This is a genomic window from Streptomyces lichenis, from assembly GCF_023218175.1.
Taxonomy (GTDB): Bacteria; Actinomycetota; Actinomycetes; order Streptomycetales; family Streptomycetaceae; genus Streptomyces; species Streptomyces lichenis.
In genome coordinates, this window is sequence record NZ_JALPTH010000004.1 from 224,544 (window position 1) to 238,646 (window position 14,103).

Sequence of the window (14,103 nt, forward strand, 5' to 3'; positions counted from 1 at the left end):
CGCGAGGTGCGCTAGGCGCGGAACGGGCCGGTCACCTCGTAGGTGATACCGCCCGAGGAGCTGCCGGAGGTGCCGCGCTGGCTGGAGAAGTACAGCCGCCGGCCGTCCGGTGAGAAGGCCGGTCCGGTGATCTCGGAGCCGGACTGGCCGGAGATCCGCAGGAAGGGCGCCACCGTGTCGTCCGGGGTGATCAGGCAGATCTCCATGTTGCCGCCGTCCTCCGCGATGTACAGGTCGCCGGAGGACGAGCCGGTGACGTTGTCCACCCCGGTGAGCGGCGCCGCGCCGGAGGGCACCAGCGAGTCGTCGTAGGCCAGTTCGTAGGTGCCCGCCACCAGGTTCAGCCGCCAGACCCGGTTGTCGCCCTTGGTGGTGAACCAGACGTGGTCGTTGGCGTAGTGGCAGCCCTCGCCGCCGTTGAACCGCTTGGCGCCGGACACCTGGTTCCGCGTGGTGGTGGGGGTGCCGTCCGGGTCGGGCACGTCCTGCCAGCGGAAGGTGCCGGAGGTCGCCGAGCCCGCGACCAGCACCTGGAGGGTGCCGGCGGAGAGGGTGCCCCAGGTGTTCGGCACGAAGCGGTAGAAGCAGCCGTCGGTCTCGTCCTCGGTGAGGTAGACCACCTCGCGGACCGGGTCGGCGGCGGCCGCCTCGTGCTTGAACAGTCCCATCGCGGGGTGCCGCACCGCCGCCTTCGCGCCCCAGGGGTCGGTCTCGTAGACGTAGCCGCGGCTGACCTCCTCGCAGGACAGCCAGGTGTTCCACGGGGTCCGCCCGCCCGCGCAGTTGGTGCGCGTACCGGAGAGGATCCGGTACGCGCCGGTGATCGCGCCGCTCGCCGAGAAGCGCAGCGCGCTCGCCCCGCCGTTGGGGCTCACCTCCGAGTTGGAGACATAGATCCAGCCGGTGCCGTCGGCGAAGCAGGCGCCGCCGTCGGGTGCGTCGTGCCAGGTGTACGAGGTGGTGCCGACCCGCTGCCGGGAGCGGGCGACCACCCGGCTGCCGAAGCCCTCGGGCAGCGCGATGCCGTTGGCGTCCGCCGGGCGCAGGGCGCCGTACGGCCCGGTGCCGGGCTGGGCGGGCGCCGCGTAGGCCGCACCGGCCATCAGGGCGCCGCCGAAGGCCGCCGCCGCACCGCCGCCGACCGCTCCGCGCAGAAAACCGCGACGTTCCACGTGTCTCACTCCAGGGTCCGGTGAACCCTCCGGCGCGAGTCCTCGCACCGAAGGGTGCGGCCCGCCGCACCGGCCGGCGCGGCGGGTCCCACTCGACCCCGGACCGTAGGAGGCGGGCATGGGCCCGGCATGGACACGGCCCCAACGCCCGATGAAGGCCGGACGGCGGCTGTGCGGCCGTGAACGAGGGGCCCGCGGCGATTGCGTACAACCCGCCGACACCGGCTGCCCGGGCCCCGCCTCCGGAACCTCCGGAAGGGGTGGACGTCATGAACGTCCCCTGGCTAGGGTCCTTACGTGCCCGATGTCTCCCTGGCCACCCTGGTCATGCTCTGCCTCGCCGCCCTGGTGGCCGGCTGGATCGACGCCGTGGTGGGCGGCGGCGGGCTGCTCCTGCTGCCCGCGCTGCTGCTGGGGCTGCCCCAGGTCTCCGCCGCCCATGTGCTCGGCACCAACAAGGCGGTGGCCATTGTCGGCACCACCGGCGCGGCGGTCACCTATGCCCGCAAGGCCCCGGTGAGCGTGGCGACGGCGGTGCGGATCGGGCTGATGGCGCTGGCCGGGTCGATGGGCGGGGCGTTCTTCGCCGCCGGGATCAGCAGCGAGGTGCTGCGCCCGGTCATCATGGTGGTGCTGCTCGCGGTGGCCGCCTTCGTGGTGCTGCGCCCCGGGTTCGGCACCGCCGCGGCCGCCTCCGGACCGGTCGGGCGGGGGCGCACGGTCACCGCGATCGTCCTCGTCGGCGGCGGGATCGGCTTCTACGACGGTCTGTTCGGCCCCGGCACCGGCACCTTCCTGGTGCTGGCGCTCACCGCGGTGCTCCATCTCAACCTGGTCACCGCCTCCGCGACGGCCAAGATCGTGAACGTCTGCACCAACGCGGGCGCGCTGGCGATGTTCGCCTACCAGGGCACGGTGCTCTGGCAACTGGCCGCGCTGATGGCGGTCTTCAACCTGGCGGGCGCGATGCTGGGCGCGCGGATGGCGCTGAGCCGGGGCGCCGAGTTCGTCCGCGGGGTGCTGCTGGTGGTGGTCTTCTCGCTGGTCGCCAAGCTGGCCTTCGACCAGTGGGGGTGAGCGGGCGGGAGCGGCTCATCCGCGCGATACGGCGGTGGGCACCGTCTGCCGTACGCCGATGAGGTGCCCGAAGGCGACCACATTGGCCTGGTAGCCGCCGCTCCGCCGGTCGAACGCGCCGCCGCAGGTGATCACCCTCAGCTCGGCGCGGTCGGCCCCGCCGTACACCTTGTCGTCCGGGAAGGCGTCGTTGTCGTACACCTCGACCGCGTCCACCGTGAAGACGGCGGTACGGCCGTCGGCGCGGTCCACCTCGACCCGGTGGCCCTTCCTCAGGGTGCCCAGGGAGTAGAAGACCGCGGGGCCCTGGTCGTTGTCCACATGCCCGGCCAGGACGGCGGCGCCCTCGGCCCCGGGGGCCGGCCCCTCCGCGTACCAGCCGGCGATGTTCCGGTTGGCGGCCGGCGGCACCTCCAGGCTGCCGTCGGAGGCCAGCCCCAGCCGCATGAGCGGGGCGTCCACCTTCAGGTCGGGGATGCGCACCCGGTAGGGCGCCGCGGGCGGCAGCGGGTCGGCGGCCGCGGAGGTGTGCTGGTGCGGCCCGGCCGCGAAGGCCTGCGCCGCCGAGGGCACCGGCGGGGTGGTGTCCGCGGAGCCGTTCTGAATCAGCCAGAGCCCGACGAAGGCGGCGGTCGCCAGGCCCCAGCCCTTGCCGCGGGCCTTGTCGCCGCCGGGCCGGGGCGCGGGATCGGACATGGCTGCCTCCTCGACGGGCGCGCGGGGGCGGGGCGTTCACAGAGCGGGGGGAGGGTCCATGGGGCTCCCCACCCGCGCCGCGGTCTGGAGGGACACACGCGGCGGGGGCGGGGAGCGGGGCGGGGGCTTCGGGGACGGACCCCGGTCAGCCGTTCCGCGTGCCGCTCGCCCGGCGACGCAGGAACCACAGCCCGCCCGCGGCGGAGGCGGCCAGTACGCCCGCACCCGTCGCGATCTGGGTGGTGTCCGGGCCGACGCTGCCGCCGACACCGGTCTTCACGTGGCCGCTGGGGTGGCGGCCGCCGCTCTCCTCCTGGCCCCCGGAGGACTCGTGGCCCCCGGAGGACTCGTGGCCCCCGGAGGACTCGTGGCCGCCGGACGACCCGCCGTCCCAGTCGTGCCCGCCGCTGGACCCGCCCGAGTCATGCCCGCCGGAGCCCCCCGAGTCATGGCCCCCGGAGCCGCCGGAGTCGTGCCCGCCGGAGCTGTGCCCGCCCGAGCTCTGGCCGCCGGAGTGCTTGACGATCAGATCGCCGGTGGCGGTCCTGCCATTGTCGCAGGCCACGGCTATCGCATAGGTGCCGGACTTGGTGTGCTTGGGCACGGTGAAGCGCCCGACCACGATCTCCTTCTGGGTGCCCCGCTTCAGCTTGAACTCCCCGGCCCCCAGGGACTCCGCGTCACCCACCCCGTGCCCGTCCTTGCCGCAGGCGGTGGTGTTGACGGTGACGGTGTCGCCGGGGCTCGCGGGGGAGGGGTAGACCTCCAGCGAGCCGCGGTCTCCCGCGTACGCGGTCGGTGCGGCGAGCGCGCCGAGCGCGAGGGCCGCCAGCGCGGTACCGGTCAGCGGGCGGGCAGTGGTGCGCATGGGGGTCCTCCGGGGCCGCACGATCGGACGGATGTCCTGGTGATGTCCTGGTCTTCTCCTCTCCGAGGTAACGGTCCGGGCCCGCGCCCCGCCTGCTGATCACGCATCAGTTCCGGTCGCCCGGGCTCCCCCCGGCCCGTGTCGGTGGACGTCCTCGCAGCTCAGCGCCGTCTCCGAGGGCGTACGCCGGTCATCCGGCCGAACGGGTGAGCCGGTCGCTTGACCTCGACCAAGCTTGAGGAGTGAGTCTGTGGCCCATGCAGAGCAGCAGCGCCCCGAGCGCCCCCGAGACCGCCACCCGTCCGCACCCCGACGACCGGCCGCCTACCGTTCCGCTCCGGCTCGCCGTCATCGTGGCCAGCAACCGCGAGGGGCGGTTCGGCCCCGTGGTGGCCGAGTGGTTCCTCGCCCACGCCCGGAAGCACGCGGAGTTCGCCGTCGACGTGGTCGACCTGGCCGAGGCCGACCTGCCGACCGGGCTCTCCCGCGACCCCGGCCCGGCCGCGGCGGCCACCCTGGCCGCGGTCGGCCCGGTGCTCGCCGCCGCCGACGCCTTCACCGTGGTGACCCCCGAGTACAACCACTCCTTCCCCGCCGCCCTGAAGAGCCTGATCGACTGGCACTTCACCGAGTGGCAGGCCAAGCCCGTCTCCTTCGTGTCCTACGGCGGGCTGTCCGGCGGGCTGCGGGCCGTCGAGCAACTGCGCCAGGTCTTCGCCGAGATGCACGCGGTGACCACCCGCGACACCGTCTCCTTCCACGGCGCCCACGGCCACTTCGACCAGGACGGCGCCCACCGCGACCCGGCGGTCCCCGACGCCGCCGCCAAGACGCTGCTCGACCAGCTGGCCTGGTGGGGGCACGCCCTGCGGGACGCCAAGGCGGTACGCCCGTACGGGGCGTGAGGGGGTCCGCTACCCCGCGGCGTACGGTGGGGGCGCCGCGCCCGCCCCCGCCCCCGCGTACCCCCGTACTCCCGTACTCCCGAGGAGATCAGCATGCCCCCGGTTCCGGCCCCGGCCCTGACCGTACTGACCACCACCGACAGCGCCGAGAGCGCCGAGCGGCTGGCCCGGAGCGCCGTGGAGGCCCGGCTCGCCGCCTGTGCGCAGGTCTCCGGCCCGATCACCTCGGTCTACCACTGGAACGACGCGATCGAGACCGGCCAGGAGTGGCAGGTCTCCTTCAAGACGACGGAGGAGCGCTACGAGGAGCTGGAGGCCCAGCTGACCGCCGCGCACCCCTACGAGACGCCGGAGATCATCGCCCTGCCGGTGGTCCGCGGCAGTGCCGGCTACCTGGCCTGGCTGACGGCGGAGACCTCCGCCCGATGACCGTCCCCGACCCCCTCGGGCGCCCGCTGCCCGCCCCCGGCCCGAAGGCCTTTTCGTCGGCCGCCCCCGGTCCGGACGACCGCCCGCTGCCCTTCTTCGTATACGGCACGCTCCGGCCGGGGGAGGCCAACCACGCCCGCCATCTGCGCGGCCGCACCGCCGCCGAGGAGCCCGCGCGGCTGCCCGGCACCCTGCTCTACGACGGCCCCGGCTATCCGTACCTCGCCCGTGCGGGCGCCGGGGACGGGGGCGGTGCGGCGGGGGTGCTCGGGGAGCTGGTGACGGCCGCGCCGGGGGAGTACGCGGCGCTGCTGGCCGTACTCGACGCGCTGGAGGAGTTCCTGGCGCCGGGCCATCCGCTCAACGCCTACGAGCGGGAGCGGTGCGAGGCGGTGCGGTTGGCCGACGGGGCCCGGGTGGCGGCCTGGGTGTACGTGGCCGCCCCGGCGGTGCGGCCGGGCGCCGCGATCACCGGCGGCGACTGGCTCACCCGCCCGGGCCGGGCCCCGCTCCCGCCGCCGCCCTGACCTCAGGAGCCGTGAGGATCGTCGCCTGCCGCCGCCAGCGCCTCGGCCACACCAGGCTCCTGGCGGCCCAGGAAGACCGGGTCGGGGCGGAGCGAGGCGTCCAGGGCGGCCTTCCCGGCGGCGGCCAGCTCGCGGACCCCGCCGTAGTACCAGGTCGCGTCGCGCCGCTCGTCCACCCCGACGCCGTACACGTCGATCCCGGCCGAGCGGCAGAGCGCCACCGCGCGCCGGACGTGGAAGCCCTGGGTGACCAGCACCGCCCGGTCCACCCCGAAGATCCGCTTGGCCCGGACGCAGGAGTCCCAGGTGTCGAAGCCCGCGTAGTCGCTGACGATCCGCCCGTCCGGCACCCCGCGCTCGCGCAGATAGCCGCGCATGGCGTCCGGCTCGTCATAGTCGGCGCGGCTGTTGTCGCCGGTGACCAGCACCACCTTCACCTTGCCGTCCCGGTAGAGCCCGGCCGCCGCGTCCAGCCGGTGGGCCAGATACGGGGTGGGGCGGCCCTGCCGGAGGCCCGCCCCGAACACCACCGCCACGTCATGGGCGGGCACCTCCTCGGCGGTGCGCAGCCGGCTGTCGGCGACGGCGTGCATCCAGGTCGCGGGCGCCAGGGCGAGGACGCAGCCCAGCATCGCGCCCTGCACCAGCCGCCGCTGCCCCCGCCGCCCGACCCTCCACGGCCGCCACCTCCGTACTGCCCGCATCACACCGACCCCGCCCCTTCGCTCCCGCTCGTTCCCCGTCATCGGGGGTCCCACCGGGGACGACGCGTCCGGGCGGCCATCGGTTCACCGCTGCGGCAGCCGGGAGGCCGTCGGCGGGCGGCCGCCGTAGAGGAGGGCGGCCAGGCAGGCGCCGAGCAGGCCGCCCAGGAGCTGGGCGGCGATGAAGCCGGGGAGGGAGGCGGGGGCGATGCCGGTGAACGAGTCGGTCAGCGAACGGCCCACGGTGGCCGCCGGGTTGGCGAAGGAGCCGGAGGAGGTGAACCAGATCGCGGCGGCGATGTAGGCGGCCACGGCGAGCGGGGCGAGCGCGGCGCGGCCGATCCGGTCCAGTCCCTGGATCAGCAGGACGAGCCCGGCGGTGGCCACCGTCTCCCCGATGAGCAGATGGCCGTCCGAGCGGAGCTGGGTGGACCAGGCGCCCGGCGGGCGGCCGAACATCGCCTCGGCGAGCAGCGCCCCGGCCACCGCCCCGGCGAGCTGGGCGGCGATGTAGAGGGCCACGCCCCGCCCGGTGAGCCCGGGCCCTGGTCGGGTGGGGGCGTGCCGCCCGGTCCACCAGGCCGAGAGGGTGACCACCGGGTTGAGGTGCGCCCCGGAGACGGGGGAGAAGAGGGCGATGAGCAGGCCCAGGCCGATCGCCGAGGCCAGCGAGTTGGCCAGCAGTCGCACCCCGGTGTCCTCGCTGAGCCCGCTGGCCTGGAGGCCCGAGCCGACGATGACCGCCACCAGCGCGGCGGTGCCGACGAACTCCGCCACGGCGCGCCGCGGCAGGGTCCCCTCCATACCCCCACCCACTTTCGTTCTGCGGAATGCTTATTCCGTTGAATGGAATTCATGGTACGGGGCGCGGCGGTCCGCGCCAGGCCGCGTCCCACGGTGCGACCCGGTCCGTCAACCCGCGTCCCTTTGATCACCCCTCAGGGGTTCGTTGTCGGCCCGGGCGGTTACCTTCAACGCATGAACGGCACCAACGGCCCCCGCCCCGCCCCGTCCGGCGGCACCGCCCCCGCCCCGGACGCCCCGTACGACGGGCACGCCGCCGAGCGGTACGCGTCCGAGCCGGACAAGCGGCCGGGCCGTACCGCCTTCCAGCGGGACCGGGCCCGGGTGCTGCACTCCTCGGCGCTGCGCCGGCTCGCGGGCAAGACCCAGGTGGTCACCCCCGGCTCGCGCACCCACGCCTGGGACCCCACCCCGCGCACCCGGCTCACCCACTCCCTGGAGTGCGCCCAGGTCGGCCGCGAGCTGGGCGCCGCCCTGGGCTGCGACCCCGACCTGGTCGAAGCCGCCTGCCTCTCCCACGACATGGGCCACCCGCCCTTCGGGCACAACGGCGAGCAGGCGCTCGACGAGGTCGCCAAGGACTGCGGCGGCTTCGAGGGCAACGCCCAGTCGCTGCGGCTGCTCACCCGGATCGAGCCCAAGCGGTTCGCCCCCGACCCGGCCACCGGCGAGCTGGTCAGCGTCGGGCTCAACCTCACCCGTGCCGCGCTGGACGCCGCCACCAAGTACCCCTGGGTGCGCGGCGACCACCCCACCCAGCCCGGCTCGCCCAAGTTCGGCGTCTACGAGGACGACCTGCCGGTCTTCCGCTGGGTCCGCCAGGGCGCCCCGCGCGACCGCACCTGCTTCGAGGCGCAGGTCATGGACTGGGCCGACGACGTGGCCTACTCGGTGCACGACTTCGAGGACGGGCTGCACGCCGGGCACCTGGACCCCAACCTGCTGCACGCCGAGCCCGAGCGCGCCGACATCTGGCGGGTCGCCATCGGCCGCTACGTACCGGCGGACACCGACCCGCAGGAACTGGCCGACGCCCTCGACCGGTTGATGGAGCAGGAGTGGTGGCCGCACGGCTACGACGGCACCGCGGTGGCGCAGGCCCGGCTCAAGGACGCCACCAGCCAGCTCATCGGCCGCTTCTGCCTGGCCGCCGAGAGCGCCACCCGGGCGGTGCACGGCCCCGGCCGGCTCAGCCGGTACGGCGCCGAGCTGGCCGTCCCCCGCGAGGCGCGCCACGAGTGCGCGGTGCTCAAGGCGGTCGCCGACCGGTACGTCATACAGCGCGCCGAGCAGGAGACGCTCCGCGCCGACCAGCGGATCGTCGTCGCCGAGCTGGCCGAGGCGCTCGCCGCCCGCGCCCCCGAGGGCCTGGACCCCCAGTTCCGCGCCCTGTTCGACGCGGCCCACGACGACCGGGCCCGCAAGCGGGTCGTCGTGGACCAGATCGCCTCGCTCACCGACGCCTCCGCCCGCGCCCTGCACACCCGGCTCACCCAGCGGTAGCCCCCGGGGCCGCGACCGCGGAACGTCTCCTTCCCGCCATCCCGCCGCGTACGGGACGCTGCCGGGTGGCGGCGGCGTAGCGTGGAGATCCCGTGCCGCGGCCGCCCGGCACGTATCCGGGACCCCGCCGGGCAGCCGCCAGGAGAACCGAAGGACAACAGGAGGCACCACGTGGTCGACGCAGATCAGACCTTCGTCATCGTCGGCGGAGGACTGGCCGGGGCCAAGGCCGCGGAGACGCTCCGCGCCGAGGGCTTCACCGGCCGGGTCATCCTCATCGGCGACGAACGCGACCACCCCTACGAACGGCCCCCGCTGTCCAAGGGCTACCTGTCCGGAAAGGACCCGCGCGAGGGCGCCTTCGTCCACGAGCACTCCTGGTACGCGCAACACGACATCGAACTGCACCTCGGCCAGACCGTCACCGCCCTGGACCGGCAGGCCAAGACCGTCCGCCTCGGCGACGGCACCCTCCTCGCCTACGACAAGCTGCTGCTGGCCACCGGCGCCGAACCGCGCCGCCTGGACATCCCCGGCACCGAGCTGGCCGGGGTGCACCATCTGCGCCGGCTCAGCCACGCCGACCGGCTCCAGGGCGTGCTGGCCGCGCTCGGCCGGGACAACGGCCATCTGGTGATCGCCGGCGCCGGCTGGATCGGCCTGGAGGTGGCCGCCGCCGCCCGCGGCTACGGCGCCGAGGTCACCGTGATCGAGTCCGCGCCCACCCCGCTGCACTCCGCCGTCGGCCCGGAGCTCGGCCAGCTCTTCGCCGACCTGCACGCCGAGCGCGGCGTCCGGCTCGCCTTCGGCACCCGGCTCACCGAGATCACCGGCCAGGACGGCATGGTCCTCGCCGCGCGCACCGAGGACGGCGAGGAGCACCCCGCGCACGCCGTGGTCGTCGCCATCGGCGCCGCCCCGCGCACCGCGCTCGCCGAGAACGCCGGGCTCGCCCTGGTCGACCGGGACCACGGCGGCGGCATCGCGGTGGACGCCGCGCTGCGCACCTCCGACCCGGACATCCACGCCGCCGGGGACGTGGCCGCCGCCGAGCACCCGCTGCTCGGCACCCGGCTGCGCGTCGAGCACTGGGCCAACGCCCTCAACGGCGGACCGGCCGCCGCCCGCGCGATGCTCGGCCAGGACGTCTCCTACGACCGGATCCCCTACTTCTTCTCCGACCAGTACGACCTGGGCATGGAGTACAGCGGCTGGGCCCCGCCCGGCGCCTACGACCAGGTGGTGCTGCGCGGGGACGCCGGCCGCCGCGAGTTCATCGCCTTCTGGCTGAAGGACCGCCGGGTGCTGGCCGGGATGAACGTCAACGTGTGGGACGTCACAGGGCCCATCCAGGAGCTCATCCGCTCCGGCGCCCCGGTGGACCCGCACGCCCTCGCCGACCCCGCCACCCCGCTGGACGCGGTGCTGCCCCGGGTCTGAGGACGCCTCCCGCAGGCCTTGGGTCCTTCGGGAGGCCCGGCGAGCGGGCGCCGCCGCGGCCGTAAGATTGCCGGGTGGCTGGCGGCAGGATCAACGACGAGGACGTGAAGGCGGTACGGGACGCGGTCCCGATCGACGCCGTGGTCTCCGAGTACCTCCAGCTGCGCAACGCCGGCGGCGGCAACCTCAAGGGCCTGTGCCCCTTCCACGACGAGAAGTCCCCGTCCTTCCAGGTCAGCCCGAGCAAGGGTCTCTTCCACTGCTTCGGCTGCCAGGAGGGCGGGGACACCATCGCCTTCGTGATGAAGATCGACCACCTCTCCTTCTCGGAGACGGTCGAGCGCCTGGCCGCCAAGGCCGGCATCACCCTCCGCTACGAGCAGGGCGGCTACACCCCCGGCCACCAGCGCGGCGAGCGCATCCGGCTGGTCGAGGCGCATGAGCTGGCCGCCCGGTTCTACGCCGAGCAGCTGGGCTCCCCGGAGGCCGAGGCCGGCCGGGTCTTCCTCGCCGGACGCGGCTTCGACCAGGCCGCCGCCCAGCACTTCGGCGTCGGCTACAGCCCGGCCGGCTGGGACCACCTCACCCGCTTCCTGCGCGGCAAGGGCTTCACCGACAAGGAGCTGATCCTCTCCGGGCTCTCCCAGGACAGCCGCAGCGGCAAGCCCATCGACCGCTTCCGCGGCCGACTGATGTGGCCCATCCGGGACACCGGCGGCGATGTCGTCGGCTTCGGCGCCCGCAAGCTCCGCGAGGACGACAACGGGCCCAAGTACCTCAACACCCCCGAGACCCCGATCTACCGCAAGTCCCAGGTGCTGTACGGGATCGACCTGGCCAAGAAGGAGATCGCCAAGTCCTCCCGGGCGGTGGTGGTCGAGGGCTACACCGACGTCATGGCCTGCCATCTGGCCGGGGTCACCACCGCCATCGCCACCTGCGGCACCTCCTTCGGCGGCGACCACATCAAGATCCTGCGCCGGCTGCTGATGGACAACGGCTCGGCCCGGGTGATCTTCACCTTCGACGGGGACGCCGCCGGGCAGAAGGCCGCGCTGCGGGCCTTCGAGGACGACCAGAAGTTCGCCGCCGAGACCTATATCGCCATCGCCCCCGACGGCATGGACCCCTGCGACCTGCGGCTGGCCAAGGGCGACCAGGCGGTGGCCGAGCTGGCCGAGCCGCGCACCCCGCTGTTCGAGTTCGCGCTGCGCCAGATCACCGGCCGATACGACCTGGAGACCCCGGCCGGCCGGGCCGCCGCGCTGGACGAGGCCGCCCCGGTGGTGGCCCGGATCAAGAACACCGCCTCCCAGCACGAGGTCGCCGTGCAGCTCGCGGGCATGGTCGGCATCCTGGACACCCAGTTCGTGGTCCGCCGGGTCGCCCAGCACGCCAAGTGGGCCCGCGACCGCGGCGGCCGCCCCGCGCCGGGCGCCCGTGGCGGCGCCAACCGCCCCGAGCAGCCCCACGCCGCGGCCACCACCCCCCGTACGCCCTCCGGCCCCGCGCTCACCCTGCGCAACCCGGTCTACCGCACCGAGCGCGAGCTGCTGAAGCTCGCCCTGCAGTACCCGGCGCTGGTCTCACCCGCCTTCGACGCCTACGGGGCCGACGAGTTCACCGCCGCCCCCTACGCCGTGGTCCGCCAGACCATCGCCGACGCCGGCGGCGCCGAGCAGGGCGTCAAGACCGGCTCCGACTACCTGGCCGCGGTCCGCGAGGCCGCCGCCGACGACCAGGTCCGCGCCCTGGTCACCGAGCTGGCGGTGGAGCCGCCGAACATCCGCAAGGTGGACGCGGTGTACGCCGACACCCAGCTGGTCGCGGTCCGGCTGCGCGCCGTGGACCGCCGCATCGCCGAGGTCCAGGGCTCCCTGGCCCGCCTCGCCTCGGGCGGCGACCCGCAGGCGCTGGCCGCCGTGCAGAACGAGCTCTGGGTGCTCCAGCAGTACGCCCAGTCCCTCCGCACCAACGGCGCGGCGGCGCTGTAAGGCTCCATTCCCCCGGGGCCGTGTCACCCTCCGGACCCGGCCGGTCGCAGGCCGTTCGCAGAAAAACGCCGCACGCCCCTCGTGGCCGCGATGTGTCGTACCCCACACTGAGGGCGGTGCCGCACCGCCGGGCCGCCCGAACGTCGTCGGGCCGCACGCCCCCGCTCCGGTCGCCGTCCGTGGGAGGGATCCACCCGGGACCCGCCCCGGTCCGGCCGCCGCCGCCCCGCCGCCGTACGCCACCGGCGGCGTACACCCAGGAGGTCGCCCCCGTGCAGACCCGGACCCTGAGCCTGACGCCGGTAGAGGCCGCCCCCGGCGGGCCCGTACCCCTGCCCGTACCGCCGCCGCTCACCGACGGGGGAGCGGCGGCCGAGCAGGAGCAGCCGGACCCGGAGGCGGAGGCGGTGCCGCCGCGGCGCGCCCGCGCGGCCGAGGCCGCGGGCACCGGCGGGGCGGCCGCCGACCTGTTCCGCCAGTACCTCCGCGAGATCGGCCGCATCCCGCTGCTGAGCGCCGCCGAGGAGGTGGAGCTCGCGCGCCGGGTCGAGGCGGGGCTGTTCGCCGAGGAGAAGCTGGCCCGCACCCGCGACCTGGACACCCGGCTCGCCCACGACCTGGACCGGCTGGTCGTCATGGGCCGGATCGCCAAGCGCCGCCTGATCGAGGCCAATCTGCGGCTGGTGGTCTCCGTCGCCAAGCGGTACATCGGCCGCGGGCTGACCATGCTCGACCTGGTCCAGGAGGGCAACCTCGGGCTGATCCGGGCGGTGGAGAAGTTCGACTACACCCGCGGCTACAAGTTCTCCACCTACGCCACCTGGTGGATACGGCAGGCCATGTCCCGGGCGCTCGCCGACCAGGCCCGCACCATCCGGGTCCCGGTCCATGTGGTGGAGCTGATCAACCGGGTCATCCGGGTGCAGCGCGGGCTGCTCCAGGAACGCGGCTGCGAACCCACCCGCGAGGAGGTGGCCGCCCACCTCGGCCTGGCCCCGGAGCGCGTCGGCGAGGTGCTGCGGCTCGCCCAGGAACCGGTCTCGCTGCACACCCCGGTCGGCGAGGAGGACGACGTGGCGCTCGGCGACCTCATCGAAGACGGGGACGCCCCCTCGCCGGTGGAGTCCGCCGCCTTCCTGCTGCTGCGCCAGCACCTGGAGGCGGTGCTCTCCACCCTCGGCGAGCGGGAGCGCAAGGTCGTCCATCTGCGCTACGGGCTGGACGACGGCCGCCCCCGCACCCTGGAGGAGATCGGCCGCCTCTTCGGCGTCACCCGGGAGCGGATCCGGCAGATCGAGTCCAAGACGCTGGGCAAGCTCCGCGACCACGCCTACGCCGAGCAGCTCCGCGGCTATCTGGACTGACGGCCCCCGGCGGTACGGGCCACCGGCCGTCCGTCAGGAGTCGTCGCGCCGCCGCTGCCAGGTGCTCTCCATCGCGGCGCCGAACGCCGTACCGAGGGCCATCCCCAGACCGAGGCCCAGCGCCAGGTCGCCGGCCAGGGAACCGACGCTGACCCCGAGCGCCGTCCCGATGCCCAGCCCGATCGCCATGCCCGCTCCCCGCGCCCGCCCGCCGGCGCCCGCCGCGTCGCCCTCCGGCGTACCACTGCCCTCCGGCGTACCGCCGCCCTGCCGCTCTCCGGCCATGTGTCCCCCTCGATCGCCTGCCGCCCTGGTCAGTGGGGCGGCAGTCCGCTCACCCCAGTCGCCCGCCCCGCCGCCGGGCACTCTCCAGCGCGGCGCCCAGCCCGGTCCCCAGCGCCACCCCCAGGCCGACGCCCAGCGGGGCGAGGCCGTCGAGCAGCAGGCCGAGGCCCGCGCCGAGGACCGTCCCGGCGCCCACCCCCAGCGCCATCCCCACGCCCGGCACCCGCCCGCTCCGGGCGCCCGTGCGCAGCCGCCCCAGGGGCACCCCGCCGTCCCGCCGCTTCGCCATCCCGTCCGCCCCGGCTCCCCGTCCGTGTGCGCCGCACCACCGGTCG

At 75.0% G+C, this 14,103-nt stretch carries 15 protein-coding genes; 8 read left to right on the forward strand and 7 right to left on the reverse strand.

Translation table 11 applies throughout. From position 1 onward, the window contains the following. Positions 1–11 precede the first annotated feature (11 nt). The gene (locus M1O15_RS06000; RefSeq protein ID WP_248632177.1) at positions 12–1,172 is read right to left on the reverse strand and encodes an alkaline phosphatase PhoX; all 1,161 of its coding nucleotides are present in this window, start codon (positions 1,170–1,172) and stop codon (positions 12–14) included. A gap of 297 nt (positions 1,173–1,469) precedes the next feature. Here M1O15_RS06000 and M1O15_RS06005 point away from each other — a divergent pair, with 297 nt between their 5' ends. After that, on the forward strand, positions 1,470–2,249 hold the full coding sequence (locus tag M1O15_RS06005; protein ID WP_248632178.1) for a TSUP family transporter: 780 nt from the start codon (positions 1,470–1,472) through the stop codon (positions 2,247–2,249). 15 nt (positions 2,250–2,264) lie between these two features. Here the strand turns inward: M1O15_RS06005 and M1O15_RS06010 are convergent, their stop codons facing one another. After that, positions 2,265–2,945, reverse strand: coding sequence for a class F sortase (locus M1O15_RS06010; protein WP_248632179.1), 681 nt, complete (start codon positions 2,943–2,945; stop codon positions 2,265–2,267). Positions 2,946–3,090: 145 nt separating this feature from the next. Next, entirely contained in the window at positions 3,091–3,813 is a 723-nt protein-coding gene (locus M1O15_RS06015; protein ID WP_372499357.1) for a GVDTG sorting domain-containing protein, read from the reverse strand. A 257-nt stretch (positions 3,814–4,070) separates the two neighbouring features. On the opposite strand from M1O15_RS06015, the gene M1O15_RS06020 reads away from it, so the two are divergent. From M1O15_RS06020 to M1O15_RS06030, 3 genes are all read left to right on the forward strand, one after another. Beyond that, positions 4,071–4,718: an NADPH-dependent FMN reductase gene (locus M1O15_RS06020; RefSeq protein WP_248632180.1), complete on the forward strand. Its 648-nt coding sequence runs from the start codon at positions 4,071–4,073 to the stop codon at positions 4,716–4,718. Between the two features lie 93 nt (positions 4,719–4,811). After that, the gene (cutA, locus tag M1O15_RS06025) at positions 4,812–5,147 is read left to right on the forward strand and encodes a divalent-cation tolerance protein CutA (RefSeq protein ID WP_248632181.1); all 336 of its coding nucleotides are present in this window, start codon (positions 4,812–4,814) and stop codon (positions 5,145–5,147) included. Further along, positions 5,144–5,674: a gamma-glutamylcyclotransferase family protein gene (locus M1O15_RS06030; RefSeq protein WP_248632182.1), complete on the forward strand. Its 531-nt coding sequence runs from the start codon at positions 5,144–5,146 to the stop codon at positions 5,672–5,674. Before cutA ends, M1O15_RS06030 begins: the two co-directional genes overlap by 4 nt. Positions 5,675–5,676: 2 nt before the next feature. Here the strand turns inward: M1O15_RS06030 and M1O15_RS06035 are convergent, their stop codons facing one another. Together M1O15_RS06035 and M1O15_RS06040 are read right to left on the reverse strand one after the other, a co-directional pair. Next, on the reverse strand, positions 5,677–6,378 hold the full coding sequence (locus M1O15_RS06035) for a SanA/YdcF family protein (RefSeq protein ID WP_248632267.1): 702 nt from the start codon (positions 6,376–6,378) through the stop codon (positions 5,677–5,679). A gap of 84 nt (positions 6,379–6,462) precedes the next feature. Then, positions 6,463–7,182, reverse strand: a complete 720-nt coding sequence (locus tag M1O15_RS06040) for an aquaporin (protein ID WP_248632183.1) — start codon at positions 7,180–7,182, stop codon at positions 6,463–6,465. A gap of 174 nt (positions 7,183–7,356) precedes the next feature. On the opposite strand from M1O15_RS06040, the gene M1O15_RS06045 reads away from it, so the two are divergent. The 4 genes from M1O15_RS06045 (at position 7,357) to M1O15_RS06060 (ending at position 13,483) form a co-directional block, all read left to right on the forward strand. Beyond that, on the forward strand, positions 7,357–8,685 hold the full coding sequence (locus M1O15_RS06045) for a deoxyguanosinetriphosphate triphosphohydrolase (protein ID WP_248632184.1): 1,329 nt from the start codon (positions 7,357–7,359) through the stop codon (positions 8,683–8,685). 171 nt (positions 8,686–8,856) lie between these two features. Continuing rightward, positions 8,857–10,125 carry an NAD(P)/FAD-dependent oxidoreductase gene (locus M1O15_RS06050; RefSeq protein WP_248632185.1) on the forward strand — a complete coding sequence of 423 codons (1,269 nt, stop codon included), beginning with the start codon at positions 8,857–8,859 and terminating at the stop codon, positions 10,123–10,125. A gap of 74 nt (positions 10,126–10,199) precedes the next feature. Then, positions 10,200–12,119: a DNA primase gene (gene dnaG, locus M1O15_RS06055; RefSeq protein ID WP_248632186.1), complete on the forward strand. Its 1,920-nt coding sequence runs from the start codon at positions 10,200–10,202 to the stop codon at positions 12,117–12,119. Positions 12,120–12,298: 179 nt separating this feature from the next. Continuing rightward, entirely contained in the window at positions 12,299–13,483 is a 1,185-nt protein-coding gene (locus M1O15_RS06060; protein WP_372499358.1) for an RNA polymerase sigma factor, read from the forward strand. 33 nt (positions 13,484–13,516) lie between these two features. Here the strand turns inward: M1O15_RS06060 and M1O15_RS06065 are convergent, their stop codons facing one another. Both M1O15_RS06065 and M1O15_RS06070 read right to left on the reverse strand, forming a co-directional pair. Continuing rightward, entirely contained in the window at positions 13,517–13,768 is a 252-nt protein-coding gene (locus M1O15_RS06065; protein ID WP_248632187.1) for a hypothetical protein, read from the reverse strand. Positions 13,769–13,817: 49 nt separating this feature from the next. Continuing rightward, on the reverse strand, positions 13,818–14,057 hold the full coding sequence (locus tag M1O15_RS06070; RefSeq protein WP_248632188.1) for a hypothetical protein: 240 nt from the start codon (positions 14,055–14,057) through the stop codon (positions 13,818–13,820). Between the last annotated feature and the right edge of the window lie 46 nt (positions 14,058–14,103).

Excerpts from the sequence above, each read along its gene's own strand:
- M1O15_RS06035 (WP_248632267.1), bottom strand. The coding sequence starts at position 6,378 with ATGCGGGCAGTACGGAGGTGGCGGCCGTGGAGGGTCGGGCGGCGGGGG.
- M1O15_RS06030 (WP_248632182.1), top strand. The coding sequence starts at position 5,144 with ATGACCGTCCCCGACCCCCTCGGGCGCCCGCTGCCCGCCCCCGGCCCG.
- M1O15_RS06015 (WP_372499357.1), bottom strand. The coding sequence starts at position 3,813 with ATGCGCACCACTGCCCGCCCGCTGACCGGTACCGCGCTGGCGGCCCTC.
- M1O15_RS06020 (WP_248632180.1), top strand. The coding sequence starts at position 4,071 with ATGCAGAGCAGCAGCGCCCCGAGCGCCCCCGAGACCGCCACCCGTCCG.
- M1O15_RS06070 (WP_248632188.1), bottom strand. The coding sequence starts at position 14,057 with ATGGCGAAGCGGCGGGACGGCGGGGTGCCCCTGGGGCGGCTGCGCACG.
- cutA (WP_248632181.1), top strand. The coding sequence starts at position 4,812 with ATGCCCCCGGTTCCGGCCCCGGCCCTGACCGTACTGACCACCACCGAC.
- M1O15_RS06010 (WP_248632179.1), bottom strand. The coding sequence starts at position 2,945 with ATGTCCGATCCCGCGCCCCGGCCCGGCGGCGACAAGGCCCGCGGCAAG.
- M1O15_RS06040 (WP_248632183.1), bottom strand. The coding sequence starts at position 7,182 with ATGGAGGGGACCCTGCCGCGGCGCGCCGTGGCGGAGTTCGTCGGCACC.
- M1O15_RS06065 (WP_248632187.1), bottom strand. The coding sequence starts at position 13,768 with ATGGCCGGAGAGCGGCAGGGCGGCGGTACGCCGGAGGGCAGTGGTACG.
- M1O15_RS06045 (WP_248632184.1), top strand. The coding sequence starts at position 7,357 with ATGAACGGCACCAACGGCCCCCGCCCCGCCCCGTCCGGCGGCACCGCC.